Raw genomic sequence first — 16,037 nt, forward strand, 5'->3', positions numbered from 1 at the left:
GGTCGGACCTTCCGTGACCTACACGCAGGGGGGGGCATGTTCTTCCTGGGAAGAACGTGAACTGGCAGGGCCGGAACACAGCTGCGAGGATTTCCGTGTGCCGGGTACGCGGGCTGCATACCGGATATACGGGCGGCTTTTCGCTGCTCGATTCGGCGGTCGAGTCGATGGTCGATTCGACAGGCGATTCCTTTACGCCATGAAGGCGGCGGGCATGTCGAATTCAACCAATTCAACCCATTCAACTAATCCATACAATTCAGCGGTGCATGATGCCGGGTCCGGCGCGGACATCGCGCTGCGGGTCAACGGCGTCGAGCACGCTCTGACGGTCGAGGCCCGGGTCACGCTGCTGGACGCCCTGCGGGAGCGGCTCGGTCTGTGGGGCACCAAGAAGGGCTGCGACCAGGGGCAGTGCGGCGCCTGCACGGTCCATGTCGACGGACGGCGGGTGCTGGCCTGTCTGATGCCGGCCTGCCAGGCCGCCGGGCGGGAGATCACCACGGTGGAGGGACTCGCCGCGCGGGACGGCACGCTGCACCCCGTGCAGGCGGCCTTCCTCAAGCACGACGGCCTTCAGTGCGGGTACTGCACCCCGGGCCAGATCATGTCGGCGGTCGCCTGCATCCGCGAGGGGCACGCCGGTTCCGACGCCGATGTCCGCGAGTTCATGAGCGGCAACCTCTGCCGTTGCGGCGCCTACCCGAACATCGTCGCCGCCGTACGGGAGGCCGCCGCGGTGGAAGCGGCGCGGGAAGAGGCACCCCGAGGGGATACGGCACCGGAGAGGGCGGCCGACCATGCGCACCTTTGAATACACCCGGGCGGACGCGCTGGAGACCGCTGTCGCCCTGCTCCAGGGCGATCCGTCCGCGGCGCCCCTCGGCGGCGGAACCACCCTGATCGACCTCATGAAGTGCGGGGTGGCCGATCCGTCGCGTCTCGTCGACCTGACCTGGATCCCCGGTCATGACGCCGTGGAGGCGGACGCGTCGGCGCTGCGGATCGGCGCGCTGTGCCGGATGAGCGACGTCGCCGCCCATCCCGAGGTGCGGCGGCGCTGGCCCGCGATCTCCCGGGCCCTCCTGCTGGGCGCCTCCCAGCAGTTGCGCAACATGGCGACCATCGGCGGAAACCTGATGCAGCGCACCCGGTGCGGCTACTTCCGGGACCCGTCGTTCACCGAGTGCAACAAGCGCGATCCGGGGTCCGGGTGCGCGGCGATGCACGGGGAGAACCGCGGGCACGCCGTGCTGGGGACCAGCGAGCACTGCATCGCCACCTACCCCGGTGACCTGGCGGTGGCTCTGACCGCGTTGGACGCGGTGGTGCACCTCCTCGGGCCGGACGGGTCCAGGACGCTGCCGGTCGACGCGTTCTTCCTGCTGCCCGGCGAGACCCCGCAGCACGAGCATCCGCTGCGGCCCGCCGAGCTGATCACCGCCGTGGAGGTGCCCGCCTCGGCCTGCGCGGCCCGCTCCTCCTACCTCAAGGTCCGCGATCGGGTCAGCTACGAGTTCGCCGCCGCGTCCGCCGCCGTAGGACTGGAGGTACGGCCCGACGGCTGCATCGCCGACGCCCGCGTGGCCCTGGGCGGGGTGGCGACCAAGCCCTGGCGGGAGCGGGACGTCGAAGCCGCGTTGACCGGACGTCCGGCGAGCGCGGCGGTGTTCCGGGAGGCCGCGGAACTGGCCGCCGCGGACGCGCGCCCGCGCCGGCACAACGCGTACAAGGTCGAGCTGGCCCGCCGCACCGTCGAGCGGGCGCTGCTGACCCTGTCCGCGACGAGGGAAGACGAGGAGAGGTGAAGGAGACCATGACCGACACCGCGTTCCGCCCGATCGACGTCGCCCCCGGCTCCCCCATCGGCACCGCGACCGGCAGGCGCGACGGGCGGGCGAAGGTCACCGGCGGAGCCCGCTACGCGGCGGAGCACCTGCCCGAGGGCCTGCTCCACGCCGTGCAGGTGACCAGCACCGTACCGGCCGGGACGATCACCGCCCTCGACACCGCGGAGGCCGAGGCGATGCCCGGGGTCCGCCTGGTGCTCACGCACCGCAACGCCGACCCGCTCTTCCCGGCGGTGATGTACCCCTTCGGCGCGGCGTTCCAGAGCCTGCTCCCGTTGCAGGACGAGCGGATCAGGTTCAGCGGCCAGGTGATCGCCCTGGTGGTCGCGGACACCTTCGAGCAGGCGACGGAGGCCGCGTCCCGGGTCCGGGCCAAGTACGACACCGCCGCCTTCGTGCCCGACGCGACGCACCCGCGGGCGCGGGTCTTCGGCACCGAGGTGTGCGGCGAGATGGCCGACGTGGTGCCGAACATGGAACGCGGCGACGCCGAGGCGGCGCTGGCCGAGGCACCGGTCACCCTGGACGTCACGTACACCACCCCACGGCACTACCACGCGGCGATGGAACTGCACTCCACGACCGCCGAGTGGTCCCCGCAGGGCACCCTGACCGTCTGGGAGCCGACCCAGTGGATCGCCGGCGCCCGGGCCACGTTCGCCGCCTGGTTCAAACTCCCGGTCGAGCGCGTACGGGTCATCTCCCCCTACATCGGCGGCGGCTTCGGCTCCAAGGGCGGCGCACATCCGCACGCCGCGCTGGCGATCATGGCCGCACACATGCTGGGGCGGCCCGTCAAGCTCGTCCTGACCCGGCCCCAGCAGTTCACCTGTACCTCGCCCCGGCCCGCGACGCGCAACCGGGTGCGGCTGGGCGCGGACCGGGACGGAAAGCTGACGGCACTGACGTACGACAGTGTCAACGAGATCTCTCTCGACGACCTCTATGTCGAGCCGTCCGGGGGCATCGCCGCGCTGAGCTACACCGTGCCCCACGTACGGCTGGAGTACCGGTTCGTCCGCGTCAACGCGGTCACACCGGGCAGCATGCGTGGCCCCGGGGAGGCCGTCGGCAGCTTCGCCCTCGAATCGGCCATGGACGAACTCGCCGTCGCCCTGGACCTCGACCCCATCGAGCTGCGGCTGCGGAACTACTCCGAACGCGACCAGGTCGCCGACAAGCCCTGGTCGGCCAAGCACCTGCGGACCGCGTACGAACAGGGCGCGAGCGCGTTCGGCTGGTCCGGACGCGATCCCCGGCCCGGGAGCATGCGCGAGGGTCATGAGCTGATCGGGATGGGTATGGCAGGGGCCTACTTCCCCTCCTACGGTTACCCGAGCGCGGCCAAGGTCCGCGTGAACGCCGACGGTTCCGTGGAGGTCGTCAGCGCGGGCACCGACATCGGCACCGGGACCTATACCCTGCTCGCCCAGGTCGCGGCCGACGTGTTCGGCGTACCCGCGGACACGGTGACCGTACGACTCGGCGACAGCGCCTACCCGCAGGCCGCGGTGAGCGGCGGGTCCATGCTCGCCGGTTCGCTCGCGCCCGTGGCCCATCAGGCCGCGACCGCCGCACGCGACGAACTGATCCAACTGGCGTCGGCACTGCCCGCGTCACCCGTGTACGGCCGGAAGGCGGGCGACATCCGGCTGGGCGGCGGTCGTGTCCTGCTGAAAGGCAGCCCCGCCACGGGAATCAGCATCGCGGAACTGCTGAGCGCGTCCCACCGCGATGCCGTGGAGGCCGAGCGCGACACGTTCGGCGACATCTCCCCGCAGGACCGGTCGGAGAATGCCGGCACCTTGAAATTCCTGCGCCTCCCCTCGGCCGGTGCCCGTTCCGTGTACTCCTGGGGCGCCGTCTTCGCCGAGGTCGGGGTGGACAAGGATCTCGGCACCATCCGGCTGCGGCGCCTGGTCGGCTCGTACGACTGCGGGCGCGTCCTCAACCCCACCACCGCCCGGAGCCAACTCCTCGGCGCGATGGTCATGGCGAGCGGCGCCGCCCTCCTGGAAGCGGGGACCGTGGACACCCGCCAGGGCCGGCTCACCAACCCCAACCTCGCCGAGTACATGGTGCCGGTGAACGCCGACATCCCGGACATCGAGGTGCTGTTCGTGAACGAGCCCGACCCTGACTCCAACACGCTGGGCTCCCGGGGCATCGGCGAGATGGGGATGACGGGGACCATCGCCGCGATCGCCAACGCCGTCCACCACGCGACCGGCAGACGCGTACGGGACCTGCCGATCCTGATGGAGAAGACGCTCTGAACCCGGCGCCGGCCCTCCGCTCCGGGAGGGCGGCCCGCAGGACGCCTTCCGGAAGGGCAACCCGCGGGACCTCCCGGCGCACGCCCCCGGCGGACGGGCGTGCGGAGAGCGCCTCGCCCCGGCCCGTGGCGGCTTCCGGCCAGGGGGGTCATGTTCTTCCCGGGAAGATCGTGTCCCTCCCGTTCGCGTGCCGGTTCTGGCAGCCTGAGCGACGTGCAGGGAGCCGAGCAGGACAGACGCCATGAGTTCGCCGCCTTCCTGCGGGCCCGCCGTGCCCAGGTCTCGCCCCGGCAACTCGGACTGGCGAGTGAGGGGGCGCGCAAGGTGGCCGGGCTGCGCCGGGAGGAGGTGGCGGACCGGGCCGGGATCAGCGTCGACTACTACACCCGGTTGGAGCAGGGACGGCTGCCCGCGCCTTCGGAGGGCGTACTGGACGCCCTCGCCCACGCGCTCCTGCTCGACGAGGACCAGCGCGACTACCTCCGCCAACTGGCCGACCTCGCCCCGGCCCGGCGCCGACGCACCCGGCCGCGGGTGGTGCCGGCACCGGTGCGCAAGGTGCTCGCCGATCTGAGGACCACGCCCGCCGTCGTCCTCGGCCGGTTCATGGACGTCCTGGCCTGGAACGACCTCGCGGCGGAACTGCTGTGCGACTTCGCCGCCGTCCCCGAGAAGCGACGCAACTTCCTCTGGCTGACCTTCCTCGACCCCGCGCTGCGCGAGCGGCTCCCCGACTGGGACCTGTCGGCCGGTGAATGCGTCGCCTATCTGCGGATGGACGCCGGCCGCTATCCGAGCGATCCCCGGCTGAGCGAACTGGTCACCGAACTCAGCGCGACGGAGTCGGACTTCCGGCACTGGTGGACCGCGCACCAGGTCTCCGGCAAGAGCTTCGGCAGCAAGCGGATCCTGCACCCGGTCGTCGGCGAGGTCAGGCTGGACTGGCAGATCCTCACCGTCGCCCAGGAACGCGACCAGTTCCTCGTGGTCCTGCCCGCCGCCGACGAGGAGAGCGAGCGACGACTCGCCGCCCTCGGCACCCTGTGAACACCCACTCGCCCGGCCGTGCGCCCGGTCCTCGGCGTGCCGGACACCCCGACCGGGGGCAAGTCCGCAGTCTGGAGCCGTGAACGACCCCACCCCCGCGCGCCGCCCCTTCCCGAGCCGAGGCCCCTCCGGGGAGACGACCGAGACGACCCCCAGAGCGGCCGACGGGCAGCGGGCCGGCTGGTTCGAGCTGTTCTTCGACCTGGTCTTCGTCGTCACCGTCAATGTGCTCGCCGACGGGCTGCACGGCGACCCGGGCCCGGCCGACTTCGGACGGTTCCTCGTCCTGTTCTTCCCGGCGTGGTGGGCCTGGATCAACCTGACGATGACCTCCAACGTCTTCGGCCCGTCCACCCCCCGCGTCCAGGCCATGCTGCTGGCCGCCATGCCGGGCCTCGGTCTGATGGCCGCCGCCGCTCCCGAGGGCCTGGGCGACCGGGCCTGGGCGTTCGCCCTCGGTGTCGCCTGGGTGCACCTGGTGCTCTTCCTGCCCTGGCAGGGCCCGGCCCGACGCGCGGAGATCGGGCTGCCGCGGTGGCGGCCGGTGCTGTACGGGCTCGTCCCCGCGCTGCTGTGGGCGACCTCCGCGGCGCTCCCCGCCCCCGGCCGCTTCGCCCTGTGGGCCGTGGCGATCGGGCTGGAGATCGCCCTGCTGGCCCACCACAGCGTGGCGACGCGGGTCTACGAGGCCCTCGTCATGGAGCACCTGGTCGAGCGGATCGGCCTCTTCATGGTGATCGTGTTCGGCGAGAGCGTCCTGACCATCGTCACCGCCCTGACCGACCACTTCACCCCCACCTCCGCCGCGGCGGCCCTCACCGGCTTCCTCACGATCGCCGGACTCGCCGTCGTGTTCTACCTCTGGGGCAGCCCCACCACCGCCCGCGGCCTGGACCATGTCCAGGCCACCGGGACCACCCGGGCGATCCGCGACACCGTGATGTTCCTGCCCTTCGCCCTCGTCGCGGGCACCACCGTCATCGCCGCCGCCCTGGGCACCGCCACCGCCGAACCCGACCACCCCTTCCCGACCGGCGCCGGCTGGGCCCTGCTCGGCGGCTTCTTCACCTACTACACGACCAGCGCCGCCCTCGCCCTGCGCTACGGCGACACCCCCACCGCCGTCCTACGCTGGTACGTCCCCTGCCTCCTCACCGTCGCCGCCCTCCTGCCCGCCGTACTGCTCCTCCCGGCCTGGGCGGCGGTGGCGACGACGGCGGCGGCCCTCCTCGCCGTCATCGCATGGGCCTCACGCCCGTGACGATCACGGATGAGTCGGCCAGTCGGTCAATCGGCCAGTAGGTCAATCGGTCAGCTGGTCAGCTGGTCAGTCGAAGAGAGTCGACCCGAGCGGGCGCCGCGGTCCGTGGCCGGGGAGGATCAGGAAGGACGCGCTCGCGGTCGTGGTGGTGAAGGGCAGCAGCGCGTCGGAGGCGTCCATGCGGGTGAGCGTGGCCGTGAAGGTCCGCAGGTCGTTCTGGAAGCTGATGAAGAGCAGGCCGGGGGCGGGATCGTCGATGCTGTACGAGCGGCGGAGCATGTGCCCGACACCGACCACGGTGGGGTTCGCCCGGCGTACGTGGGCGTCCACCGGGACGAGATAGCGCCCGGCGGGCGTCTTGGCGCCGAGCGCGGGGGCCGAGGCGACGTCGCCACCGGAGAGGGGGACGCCGCTGGCCCGGCGCCGCCCGAAGACGGCCTCCTGCTCGGCGACGGACAGGGCGGCGAACCGCGTCAGGTCGAACTCCATGCGCCGCAGCACGGCCAGGGTGCCGCCGGCGACCTCGGAGGGTCCGGCCAGCCACAGGTCGCGCTTCTGTTCGGCGGCGGTGTGCGGGCCCACGATGCCGTCGATGAAACCGAGCAGGTTGCGCGGCGCGGTACGCCCCTCCGCCACCGGCACCTCCGTACCGCGACGCCCGAACTGCCGCCAGCGCTCCCGGACGCGGCCCCCGGCCCGATCCAGGAGCGCGGCGGCGACGACCGGAACGAGCAGGGCGTCGCTCGCACAGATCTGGATCAGCAGATCACCGCCGCGCGCCCGGGAGGCGATCCGCTCACGGGAGAACCGGGGGAGGTCGTCCGCGCCGGGCAGTGCGGCACCGGCCGTCCGTACCAGCCGTGGGCCCACGCCGACGGTCACCGTCACATCGCCCGGCGGCAGACCCAGCAGCCGTGGGTCGGACCCGGCGGTGAGGGTACGGACGGCCTCGCCGAGTTCGGCCAGCAGCGGGCCGGGCGCCACCGCGGCACCGAGGTCCGCCACCAGGGCCAGCAGATGGGGCTGGGCCACCCCGGGAAGCGTCACGCCCGCCTGATGCCGGCCCGAGACCGCGACGGGCGCGGGCGTGGCCGCCCCGGCCGAGGCAGACTGACCAGGTTGGCCGGACTGACCGGCCTGACCAGGTTGGCCGGACTGACCGGGTTGGCCGGGCCGGTCGGAGTCCCCCGAGCACCCGGCGAGGAGACCGGCGGCGACCGTGGCCCCGGTGGCATCGAGGAACGCGCGGCGTGAGGGGGGACGGTCGGCGCGGGACATGATGCGTACAGTGCCACACCCGACCCGCGACCGCCGCCCAACCGCCGTATGTCAACGGGGAGTTCAACCTCCCGGCGAGGGCCGACGCCGGATCCGACGCCGTGTCAGACTGGGATCATGTCTCGATTTGCTCTGCGCGCGATGACGGCCGCCCTGGGCGCGCTGACGCTGGTGAGCGGCTGCGGCGGCGGGGGCGGGGGCGGCGGCGATGACGACGGCGCGTCGGGCGAGGGCCGGCGGCCGGACGGCACGCGGGTGACCATCAAGGTGCCCGGCGACGCCCCGACGATCTCCGACGCGGTGTCCCTGGCCCGCCCCGGCGACCTCGTGCTGGTCGCCCCCGGTGTGTACCGCGAGTCGGTGCGGATCGACACGGAGCGCGTCACGCTGCGGGGCGAGTCCCGGGCCGGGGTCGTCATCGACGGGCAGGTGCGGCGGCCGAACGGCGTGGTCGTCACCGCGCCCGGGGTGGCCGTGCAGAACCTCACCGTGCGGAACAACACCCACAACGGGGTGCTGGTCACCGGTTCGGCCGCGGCGGTCGCCGGACTGCCGGGGAGCGGCGGCTACGACACCGGCGACGAGCCCGTCCGCCTGCTCAAGTCGTTCCTGGTGTCGCATGTGACCGCGACCCGCAACGGCCTCTACGGCATCTACGCGTTCTCCGCGCAGAACGGTGTCATCGAGCGCTCCCACACCTCGGGCGGGGCGGACTCGGGCATCTATGTCGGCCAGTGCAGGCCGTGCCGGATCGTGGTGCGGGACAACGTCTCCGAACTCAACGCGGTCGGCTACGAGGGCACCAACGCCAGCGGTGACATGTATGTGGTCGGCAACCGTCTGGTCGGCAACCGCGTCGGCCTGACCACCAACTCCGACCACCAGGAGAAACTGCTCCCGCAGCGCGACGCCGTCATCGCGGGGAACCTGATCGCGGCCAACCAGCAGCGGCTGACCCCCGAACAGGCCGACGGCGGCTGGGGCGTCGGCATCGGCGTCGACGGCGGCAGCGACAACCGGTTCGTCCGCAACCGGGTCACCGGCAACACCAACGCCGGACTCGTGATCACCGCGACCGCCGACCTGACGGCGGACCGCAACCGGATCACGGACAACACCTTCAGCGACAACGGCGTCGACGTCGGCTGGACGTTCCCCACCGCCACCCAAGGACAGGGCAACTGCCTGGAAGGGAACAAGCTGCGGACGACCGTACCCGCGGGGCTCGCGTCCCGCGCGTCCTGCCCGGTCCCGGCCACCTCCCCCACGCCCTCCGGCAGTTGGCGGCCCCCGGCGGCGCCCGCGGGCATCCCCTTCACCGACGTGGCCGTGCCCGGCCCGCAGCCGGAGTTCCCGGCGGCGGGCACGGTCGGCGCCACCGTCGTACCGGACGTCCCGGTGCTGCCGGTCGTCGCGGACATCGCCCTGCCGTCGCCGTCGCTGCTCGCCGACGACGCGCGGGTGCGGACCCGGTGAGCGGCGGCTACGGCGTCGGGGAGGCTCCGGGCAGCGGCTGGACGGGGACGTAGGTCTGGGTGTCGAAGTCGAAGACCACCGGCTGGGGCGCGGAGGCGATACCGGCCTCGACCCGGTACATCGTGCCGTCCGAGCCGATCCAGTACCGCACGGTCCGAGAAGCACCGCCCCCACCACCGGCACCCGGACTCGCACTTGCACTTGCACCCGCACTTGCACCCGGACCGGCACTGTCCCCGGCCCCGGCCCCTGCCCCGGCACGGGGCCCGTTCATGATGTCCGTCCGATGCCCGCGCACCCGCTCCCGCCCGACCCAGGAGGCGCCGTTCTGCGGCAGCAGCGCGGAGTTGTCGGGCCGGTCGCTGCCGAGGTCGAGCGCGATGGCCAGCGCGCTGTCCAGGGTCATACCGGCGGCCCGCAGCGGACGGTCGTACCAGCCGGACGCGGGCGGCGACGCCGGTGCGGCCGTCGGGGGGTCGGCCATGGGGCGGACGTGGACGGTGGTGGCCGTCCACCGGATCAGCCCGTCGCTGGACGTGTCGCGCCCGGTCCCGCGTACCACCCCGTAGCCGGTGTGGGTGCGGTAGTCGATCGATCCGGTGATGACCAGTCCGCCGTTGACGTTCGGCACGGTGATCGTCACCGCCCGGCCGCCCGCCCGGTAGTTGAGGAACCGTGTGACCGCCAGCCGGTTCACCTCGTCCGAGGTCAACGCCCGCGGACCGGCGCGGTCGTCGCCGTCGCCGTCGCCATCGCCGAGCAGAAGGAAAGCGCTGGTCACGGCAGCCGCGATACAGACGGCGGCGGCTGCTGCTGCCCAGCGTAATCGTGGCGAATGGGGCTGTCCGCCCGGCGCCCCACGCCCCGGAAGGCGCTGCTTGGTCCTGGTGCTCCGCGCGCTGCCGCTCCGCGCCTTGACGTCCCGCGCTCTGCTGCTCCACATGCTCCGCACGCGGCGGGATCGTAACAGCTCTCGCGGAAGCGCCCCCAAACTCGGCGGTCGCCAGACATGACGGTTCGTCAATTGTAGTCTCTGCCCGGAAGTTGCTGGATTTGCGTGAGCTGTGTGCGAAGTAAAGGAGCGCTATGCGATTACGTGTACTGCTGCGAATGGGGCTGTCCGGCCTGCTACTGGTAGGGGGCGGCGCCGGTACGGTCCTGACCGGCGCCGGGCAGGCCGGAGCGGCAGCCCCTGACGGCACCCTGACCGTCGAGGTCCTGCGGGACTTCTTCGGCACAGGCGTGATCAACGCAACCATGGATGTGCCTCAGCGGGGCATGCAGGTCGACGTCATCGACCTCGCGGGCCACCGGGTCACCGGGGTCACGGACGTCACCGGGCGGGTCGTCGTACCGCCGTCGAGCGAACTGACCGGCGGCCGGTACCGGGTCGACGTCAGCGTCCCGGAACCCTACTCGGACTATCTGCGGGCGGCGCCCGCCTCGACCGCGCCGAACCACTTCGACAGCTTCACCACGTTCGTGGACGTCTCGGACGGCAAGGACGACTCGGTGACCACCGGCGTCTGGAACCCGGCCGACTACGCGCTGCCCGACTCCCGCTACTTCGTACCGGTCCAGAGCGGCGCGGGCGGGACGGACACCCGGGCCCTGGTGGCCTTCGGCACGGACGCCCGGGGGAACTGTCCCGAGCAGGAGGAGTGCCCGGAGGTCCTGAACACCCAGGACCAGGTGGGCACGACGTACGGGCTGGCCTACGACCGGTACCGCGAGCAGTTGTTCCAGTCGGCCTTCGCCCGGCGCTACACCGAGTACGGGCCGCAGGGCGGTGGCGCGATCTACGTCATGCCGACCGACGGCGAGGGTGACCCGACGCTGTTCGCGACGGTGCCGGGCGCCGCGGTGACCCCGCACGACACCGGCAACCTGATCAAGGACGCCGGGTTCACCGACGCACCGGGCAAGGAGAGCATCGGCGGCCTGGCCCTGTCGGAGGACGGCTCGACCCTGTACGCGGTGAACCTGCGCACCCGTAGCCTGGTCAGCTTCGACGCGACCGGGCCCACGGCCTCGGCGCCCGAGGCGACCGTACGGATCCCGGACCCGGGCTGCGCGGCGGACGGGGACTGGCGTCCGTTCAGTGTGGCCGCCCATGACGGCAAGCTGCACGTCGGGGGTGTGTGCAGCGCCGAGAGCACACAGAACCGGGCGGATCTGAAGGCCGTGGTCGCCACGTACGACGGCGAGGAGTTCACCACCGTGCTGTCCCAGCGGCTGGACTTCGAACGTGGGAGCGTTCTCACGGGCCGTACCCAGGACCAGGTCAAGTACTGGAACCCCTGGAACACCGACCTGGCGGACTGGGACAGTTTCGACGCCAACGGCGCGATGATCAATCCGCAGCCGGCGCTGGCCAGTATGGCCTTCGCCCGCGACGGCTCGCTGATCCTCGGCTTCCGTGACCGGTTCATGGACGTCGTGAGCTGGGGCGGGCTGGACCCCAGGCCGGGCAGGGACACACCGCAGAACGGCATGTCCGGCGGCGACATCAACATGGCCTGTGCCGCACCGGACGGCGGCTACGACTGGGAGGGCACCGGAAGCTGCCCCGACCACGCCACGGACCCGACCCTCGACGGGGTCCAGCCCGACAGCGTCGTCGAGTACTTCCCGGGTGACTTCTTCCCGAACGGCGGCTCCGCGACCCAGCCCGGGCCGCACCAGGAGTCCGCCCTCGGGTCGGTCGCCTACATCCCGCAGCAGCAGTGGATCGTCAGCACCCAGATGGACCCGACCGGCCGGGTCATCACCAACGGAACCGGCTACTACGACGTCGCGACCGGCCTCGGTCCCGGCAACGACCCGGTGAACAACGCCTACGAGTTCATCGGCCCGAACCAGAACGGGTTCGGCAAGGCCGGCGGCCTCGGCGACATCGCGTACGCCGCGGCGAACGCACCGATCCAGATCGGCAACGTCGTCTGGTACGACGGCGACCGCAACGGCATCCAGGACCCGGGGCACGTGCTGCTGCCGGGCGCGACGATCAACCTCCTGGACGCCGACGGCGAACAGGTCGCCACCACCACGACCGACGCCGCCGGTGAGTACTACTTCGGCGGGGTCGGCGCGGACTACGAGCTGACACCGGGCGCCGACTACACCGTGCAGTTCGACGTGTGCACGGCGGACACCAGCGAGGTGCCGGGCCGGCCGGCCGCCACCGACCTGCGCTTCACACTGCCGCGCGCCGGTGACGACCGGGTCCACGACTCCAACGTGACCCCGCCGACCACCGGCCGACTCTGCAACGGGTACGCCCCGGTCACCGCACCGGACACGCCAGGAGGGGTCGATCACACGATCGACGCCGGCGTACACATCCCGGCCCCGGAGTCACCGACCCCGACCCCGACCCCGACCGATTCAGCATCCCCGACCCCGACCCCGACCCCGACACAGCCGACGACCCCGGCCCCCAACACCCCGGCACCGGCTGGCCGGGACCCGGGCGGCTCCCTCGCCGAAACCGGCACGTCCGGCCTCGTAGGGGCCCTGACCCTCGTCGCCGTACTCCTGGGCGCGGGCGCAACCGTCGTCCTCGTCACCCGCCAACGACGCGCAAGGCACCGCTGACACAGAAGGAACGGGTGGTCCCCGCGCGAGCGGGGGCCACGCCGATGATCGGCGCAGCCGAACCGTCACGCCCCCTGCCCAACCCCGCCACGAGCGGACTGCGCAGGGGGCGATTCAGCATGTCCTGGGATGTGCGATGCGCTGTCATGAAATCACGCGGATTCTCACACCGGCGCGCTGATCTGCGGAGCGTCACGCGCCACGTTGGGCGATGACCGCAGCCGTGTACGTATCGCGGGTCACATCGTCCTGCCCGATACCAAGTTCGGCGAGGACGGCCCGGACATCAGCCAGGGCGTCGGTGACATCTTCCTCGTCCACGAGCGTCTCCAGTTCCAGGAAGGTCCCGTCGATCTCCGGGACGCGGACAAGAGTCGCGAGCATTTTCCGGTTGCGGGCCTCGAACTCGTAGTTCCGGCACCGCTTCTCGAACGCGATGACCGGCACGTAGCCCAGACCCCGCAGGATCGCGTGCGCCGCGCTGGCATCCACAGGAGTCTCGTGTTCCGGCTTCGAACCCGAGGCGGCGTCGACGGCCGCGCCCTTGAAGGTGAGCAGAGTGCTCATTCCGTCTGTCCCGTGCACGGTCCGCACTCGCAGTTCCTGGTCCGCCGCGTCCAGCGATCGGTCCGGCCTGTCGTAGTACGTGTCCTGGTACACCTCGACACGTGCTGTCGCACGATTTTCGAGTGTCCGCATGACCTTTTCCGGCGAGTGGACTCGCGCCTTCAGCTCGGCCTCAATCACGGCCGTCTCCGATCGCGGGGAGCCGGCATCAGCAAGGCAGGACGTACGCCCTGGCAAACCATGTGCCGATCTGGGCGGAGTGCACATGGCCACAGATACCACGGTCGCCTTCGACGGCCATGGTTGCGTGAATATGGACCGGGCCGTCAGTGATCTCTCCGGTGCCGTGCGTCTCGGCCGGAAGGTCGTGCTCTGTGATCACATCGGCCGTCGCGTCGGAGGCAGGCATGGTGGAGACAGTGAAGGCATCGACAGCTCCGATCAGGGAGACGATCGCGCCGTCCGTGATGCCCAGTTCCTTCGCGCGCTGAGCGATCGTGTCCAGCAGCTCAGCGTTCATGACCTCGATCACGTGCACTGTGCGGCTCCTTGCCCAGCAGGGGACTGATGTCCCGGAGCATGACAGCGGAGCACCAACGCGCGCCAGCGTCTCGCGGATTCGTCACCTCTATGGCGAACCGGGCAGCGAAAAACGGGGCCCGGGATGGCATCGAACAGGGGTCGGCCGCCAAGCGCGAGGCGGCCTTCCCTTCGATCCCGCATACGCGGGCGGCCCTGGCCGTGGAGTAGAGACGCCGGGCGTCGGGGTCGTGGGCCAGAACTCGGTATACGTCGGCGGCGGAGTCCTGGTCTGACACCTTGGCCAAGATCCCAGCGACATTGACCCGGAGCACCGGGTCTGCCCCGTTGTACATCTGGCAGCGACGCGCAAGGCACCGCTGACACAGAAGGAACGGGTGGTCCTCGCGCGAGCGGGGGCCACGCCGATGATCGGCGCAGCCGAACCGTCACGCCCCCTGCCCAACCCCGCCACGAGCAGGCTACGCAGGGGGCGATTCGTCATGCCCTGGGCGCGGGAGGGGCAGCGTGCTCCAGCAGTTCCCGCACGACCGGCACGGTGCGGTGATCGCTTAGGCGCCGGAGTACACCGCTCACCCACACGTCCGTGCGTGGAGAATCCGTTCCCTTCACCAAGTCCACCGCGTGCTTCGCGGACGTTGCCGCCTGATCGATCTCGCCAGCGTCCAGGTAGGACTCAGACAGCCAGCACTGGAACAGTGCTACCTCCCGCGCATGGCTCTCGTCATACGGGACATCGATGTTCTCCAGGACTGGCACCGCCCGGTTGTGTTCCCGGAGTTCGGCCCAGCACCGACCTTCCATGATCTTGGACTCGTCCCGGTTGATCCAGTACACCCAATCCGGTTCCTCGTCCGTGCGGGCATCGCGCTGATCATGCAGGTCCTCGGAGAGTCCGACAGCTCTCTCCACTCCCTTCGGGCTGCCGGTACGCGCGCACGCCCAGGCCAGACGGTCCGCCAGCACCACCCGGACAGCAGGCATCACCTGCGCGGGAGCCATCGTCAGCGACGCCCGTGCCATTTCCACGGCCTCGCCAGGGTCATCCCCTGATGCCGTCAGATACGACAACTCCGACAGGGCAGATGCTGCCAGTGTCCGGTTCCCGGCTTGGTTCGCTGCGGCAGACGCTCGCTGCGCCAGACGCCTGGCTTCCGGAAGCTTCCCGGCGTCGAACGCCGTCCACGAAGTGAACTGGTGCGTCTCGGCGAGAACATCAAGGATCTGCCTCCCGATGTCGGGGGTATAGACGCTTCGGTCGAGCACTCGTTCCGTCCGCCGTGCCGCTTGTACCGACAACGGGTACGTGGCCGCACCGCCCGTGAAGTCGTCAAGGCGCCGCAAGTCGACAAGCCCCTGCCGGAGGCTCGACACATCGGACTTCCCGACTCTGCGTCCGTCCCAGTGGGCGCTTCCCAGCGGCACGGCGGCGCCGATGCTGGCCCCCATGAACTCTCTGCGATCCACCGAATCAGCCTCCGTCTGTTGTGGTCCTTCAGCCAGTCCGCGCCCTAATACTCCTAGGTCCAGGCCGAGGACGGTTACCAGGCAGGGAAGCCAGTCGCGTGGCGACCGTCTGCCTGTCTCCCACCGGTAGATGTCATTGGCGCCACATCCTCCATGGGTGTATCCACGCAGGTCATTCAGCTTGTCGGCGAGCTGCTTTTGAGTCCAGTTCTGTTTCTTCCTCGCCTTTCTGATCGCCTGCCCGATGACAGATGTCTGCCCGCCACGCATGACTCAACTCCTCTGTCAATCTGCCTGCTTGGCAGAAGCGTGGCAGATATCACGGCAGATCCGCATGGATACAGGCACGTCGTTGACTGGATGCACGAGGTACAGAAAGCCCCCGCGACCGATGGGACGGCCCGGGGGTGTGGCCAACCTGAGAGTGCAGGTCGACATGGTGAAGCATATCCACACGCTCGTACGGCGGCTGCTGGCCGTTTTGGCGCCTGGTTCGGGCAGGCGGCGGGCCGGTTCCCGGCCGGTCCCCGACACTCCCGCACAATGCCCGGACGCAGCCCGCCCCGCCGCCGCACGGGTTCGTGTGCCCCGTTCCCCCTACGGTCTGCACGAGCCGCTCGACGGCACGGGTACGGCCCTCATCCGCCCCTACCTGATCGCCGCCGAACGAGAACGCGA

General features: G+C 70.9%; 12 protein-coding genes. 7 read left to right on the top strand and 5 right to left on the bottom strand.

The features are described 5' to 3' along the window. The first annotated feature begins 214 nt into the window (after window positions 1–214). The 5 genes from ACIQNG_RS38005 to ACIQNG_RS38025 all read left to right on the top strand — a co-directional run bounded on the left by ACIQNG_RS38005 (window position 215) and on the right by ACIQNG_RS38025 (window position 6,434). Window positions 215–814: a (2Fe-2S)-binding protein gene (locus ACIQNG_RS38005; RefSeq protein ID WP_401491656.1), complete on the top strand. Its 600-nt coding sequence runs from the start codon at window positions 215–217 to the stop codon at window positions 812–814. Beyond that, window positions 801–1,808: an FAD binding domain-containing protein gene (locus ACIQNG_RS38010; protein ID WP_401491658.1), complete on the top strand. Its 1,008-nt coding sequence runs from the start codon at window positions 801–803 to the stop codon at window positions 1,806–1,808. Before ACIQNG_RS38005 ends, ACIQNG_RS38010 begins: the two co-directional genes overlap by 14 nt. A gap of 8 nt (window positions 1,809–1,816) precedes the next feature. Continuing rightward, on the top strand, window positions 1,817–4,126 hold the full coding sequence (locus ACIQNG_RS38015) for a xanthine dehydrogenase family protein molybdopterin-binding subunit (RefSeq protein ID WP_401491660.1): 2,310 nt from the start codon (window positions 1,817–1,819) through the stop codon (window positions 4,124–4,126). A gap of 213 nt (window positions 4,127–4,339) precedes the next feature. Then, entirely contained in the window at window positions 4,340–5,173 is an 834-nt protein-coding gene (locus ACIQNG_RS38020; protein WP_401491662.1) for a helix-turn-helix domain-containing protein, read from the top strand. 79 nt (window positions 5,174–5,252) lie between these two features. After that, window positions 5,253–6,434 carry a low temperature requirement protein A gene (locus ACIQNG_RS38025; protein ID WP_401491663.1) on the top strand — a complete coding sequence of 394 codons (1,182 nt, stop codon included), beginning with the start codon at window positions 5,253–5,255 and terminating at the stop codon, window positions 6,432–6,434. Between the two features lie 66 nt (window positions 6,435–6,500). Here the strand turns inward: ACIQNG_RS38025 and ACIQNG_RS38030 are convergent, their stop codons facing one another. Further along, a complete protein-coding gene (locus tag ACIQNG_RS38030) occupies window positions 6,501–7,712 on the bottom strand; it encodes a Dyp-type peroxidase (RefSeq protein WP_401491665.1) in 1,212 nt (403 codons plus the stop codon). A 117-nt stretch (window positions 7,713–7,829) separates the two neighbouring features. Here ACIQNG_RS38030 and ACIQNG_RS38035 point away from each other — a divergent pair, with 117 nt between their 5' ends. Further along, window positions 7,830–9,188, top strand: a complete 1,359-nt coding sequence (locus ACIQNG_RS38035; RefSeq protein WP_401491667.1) for a nitrous oxide reductase family maturation protein NosD — start codon at window positions 7,830–7,832, stop codon at window positions 9,186–9,188. Between the two features lie 7 nt (window positions 9,189–9,195). Here the strand turns inward: ACIQNG_RS38035 and ACIQNG_RS38040 are convergent, their stop codons facing one another. Next, complete coding sequence (locus ACIQNG_RS38040; RefSeq protein WP_401491668.1) at window positions 9,196–9,969, bottom strand: hypothetical protein; 774 nt, start codon at window positions 9,967–9,969, stop codon at window positions 9,196–9,198. A gap of 305 nt (window positions 9,970–10,274) precedes the next feature. On the opposite strand from ACIQNG_RS38040, the gene ACIQNG_RS38045 reads away from it, so the two are divergent. After that, entirely contained in the window at window positions 10,275–12,785 is a 2,511-nt protein-coding gene (locus tag ACIQNG_RS38045) for an SdrD B-like domain-containing protein (RefSeq protein ID WP_401491669.1), read from the top strand. Window positions 12,786–12,977: 192 nt separating this feature from the next. On the opposite strand, the gene cyaB is transcribed toward ACIQNG_RS38045, so the two are convergent. The 3 genes from cyaB to ACIQNG_RS38060 form a co-directional block, all read right to left on the bottom strand. Beyond that, on the bottom strand, window positions 12,978–13,532 hold the full coding sequence (gene cyaB, locus ACIQNG_RS38050; protein WP_401491671.1) for a class IV adenylate cyclase: 555 nt from the start codon (window positions 13,530–13,532) through the stop codon (window positions 12,978–12,980). Between the two features lie 28 nt (window positions 13,533–13,560). Continuing rightward, window positions 13,561–13,890 carry a PCC domain-containing protein gene (locus ACIQNG_RS38055; RefSeq protein ID WP_401491673.1) on the bottom strand — a complete coding sequence of 110 codons (330 nt, stop codon included), beginning with the start codon at window positions 13,888–13,890 and terminating at the stop codon, window positions 13,561–13,563. A gap of 482 nt (window positions 13,891–14,372) precedes the next feature. After that, on the bottom strand, window positions 14,373–15,629 hold the full coding sequence (locus ACIQNG_RS38060) for a helix-turn-helix domain-containing protein (RefSeq protein ID WP_401491675.1): 1,257 nt from the start codon (window positions 15,627–15,629) through the stop codon (window positions 14,373–14,375). Between the last annotated feature and the right edge of the window lie 408 nt (window positions 15,630–16,037).

Origin of the sequence: Streptomyces sp. NPDC091377 (assembly GCF_044757045.1) — a bacterium.
Taxonomy (GTDB): Bacteria; Actinomycetota; Actinomycetes; order Streptomycetales; family Streptomycetaceae; genus Streptomyces.

What these genes read in the sequence shown, in the direction of transcription:
- ACIQNG_RS38015 (WP_401491660.1), top strand. Translation starts at nt 1,817, where the DNA reads ATGACCGACACCGCGTTCCGCCCGATCGACGTCGCCCCCGGCTCCCCC.
- ACIQNG_RS38005 (WP_401491656.1), top strand. Translation starts at nt 215, where the DNA reads ATGTCGAATTCAACCAATTCAACCCATTCAACTAATCCATACAATTCA.
- ACIQNG_RS38060 (WP_401491675.1), bottom strand. Translation starts at nt 15,629, where the DNA reads ATGCGTGGCGGGCAGACATCTGTCATCGGGCAGGCGATCAGAAAGGCG.
- ACIQNG_RS38030 (WP_401491665.1), bottom strand. Translation starts at nt 7,712, where the DNA reads ATGTCCCGCGCCGACCGTCCCCCCTCACGCCGCGCGTTCCTCGATGCC.
- ACIQNG_RS38035 (WP_401491667.1), top strand. Translation starts at nt 7,830, where the DNA reads ATGTCTCGATTTGCTCTGCGCGCGATGACGGCCGCCCTGGGCGCGCTG.
- ACIQNG_RS38045 (WP_401491669.1), top strand. Translation starts at nt 10,275, where the DNA reads ATGCGATTACGTGTACTGCTGCGAATGGGGCTGTCCGGCCTGCTACTG.
- ACIQNG_RS38010 (WP_401491658.1), top strand. Translation starts at nt 801, where the DNA reads ATGCGCACCTTTGAATACACCCGGGCGGACGCGCTGGAGACCGCTGTC.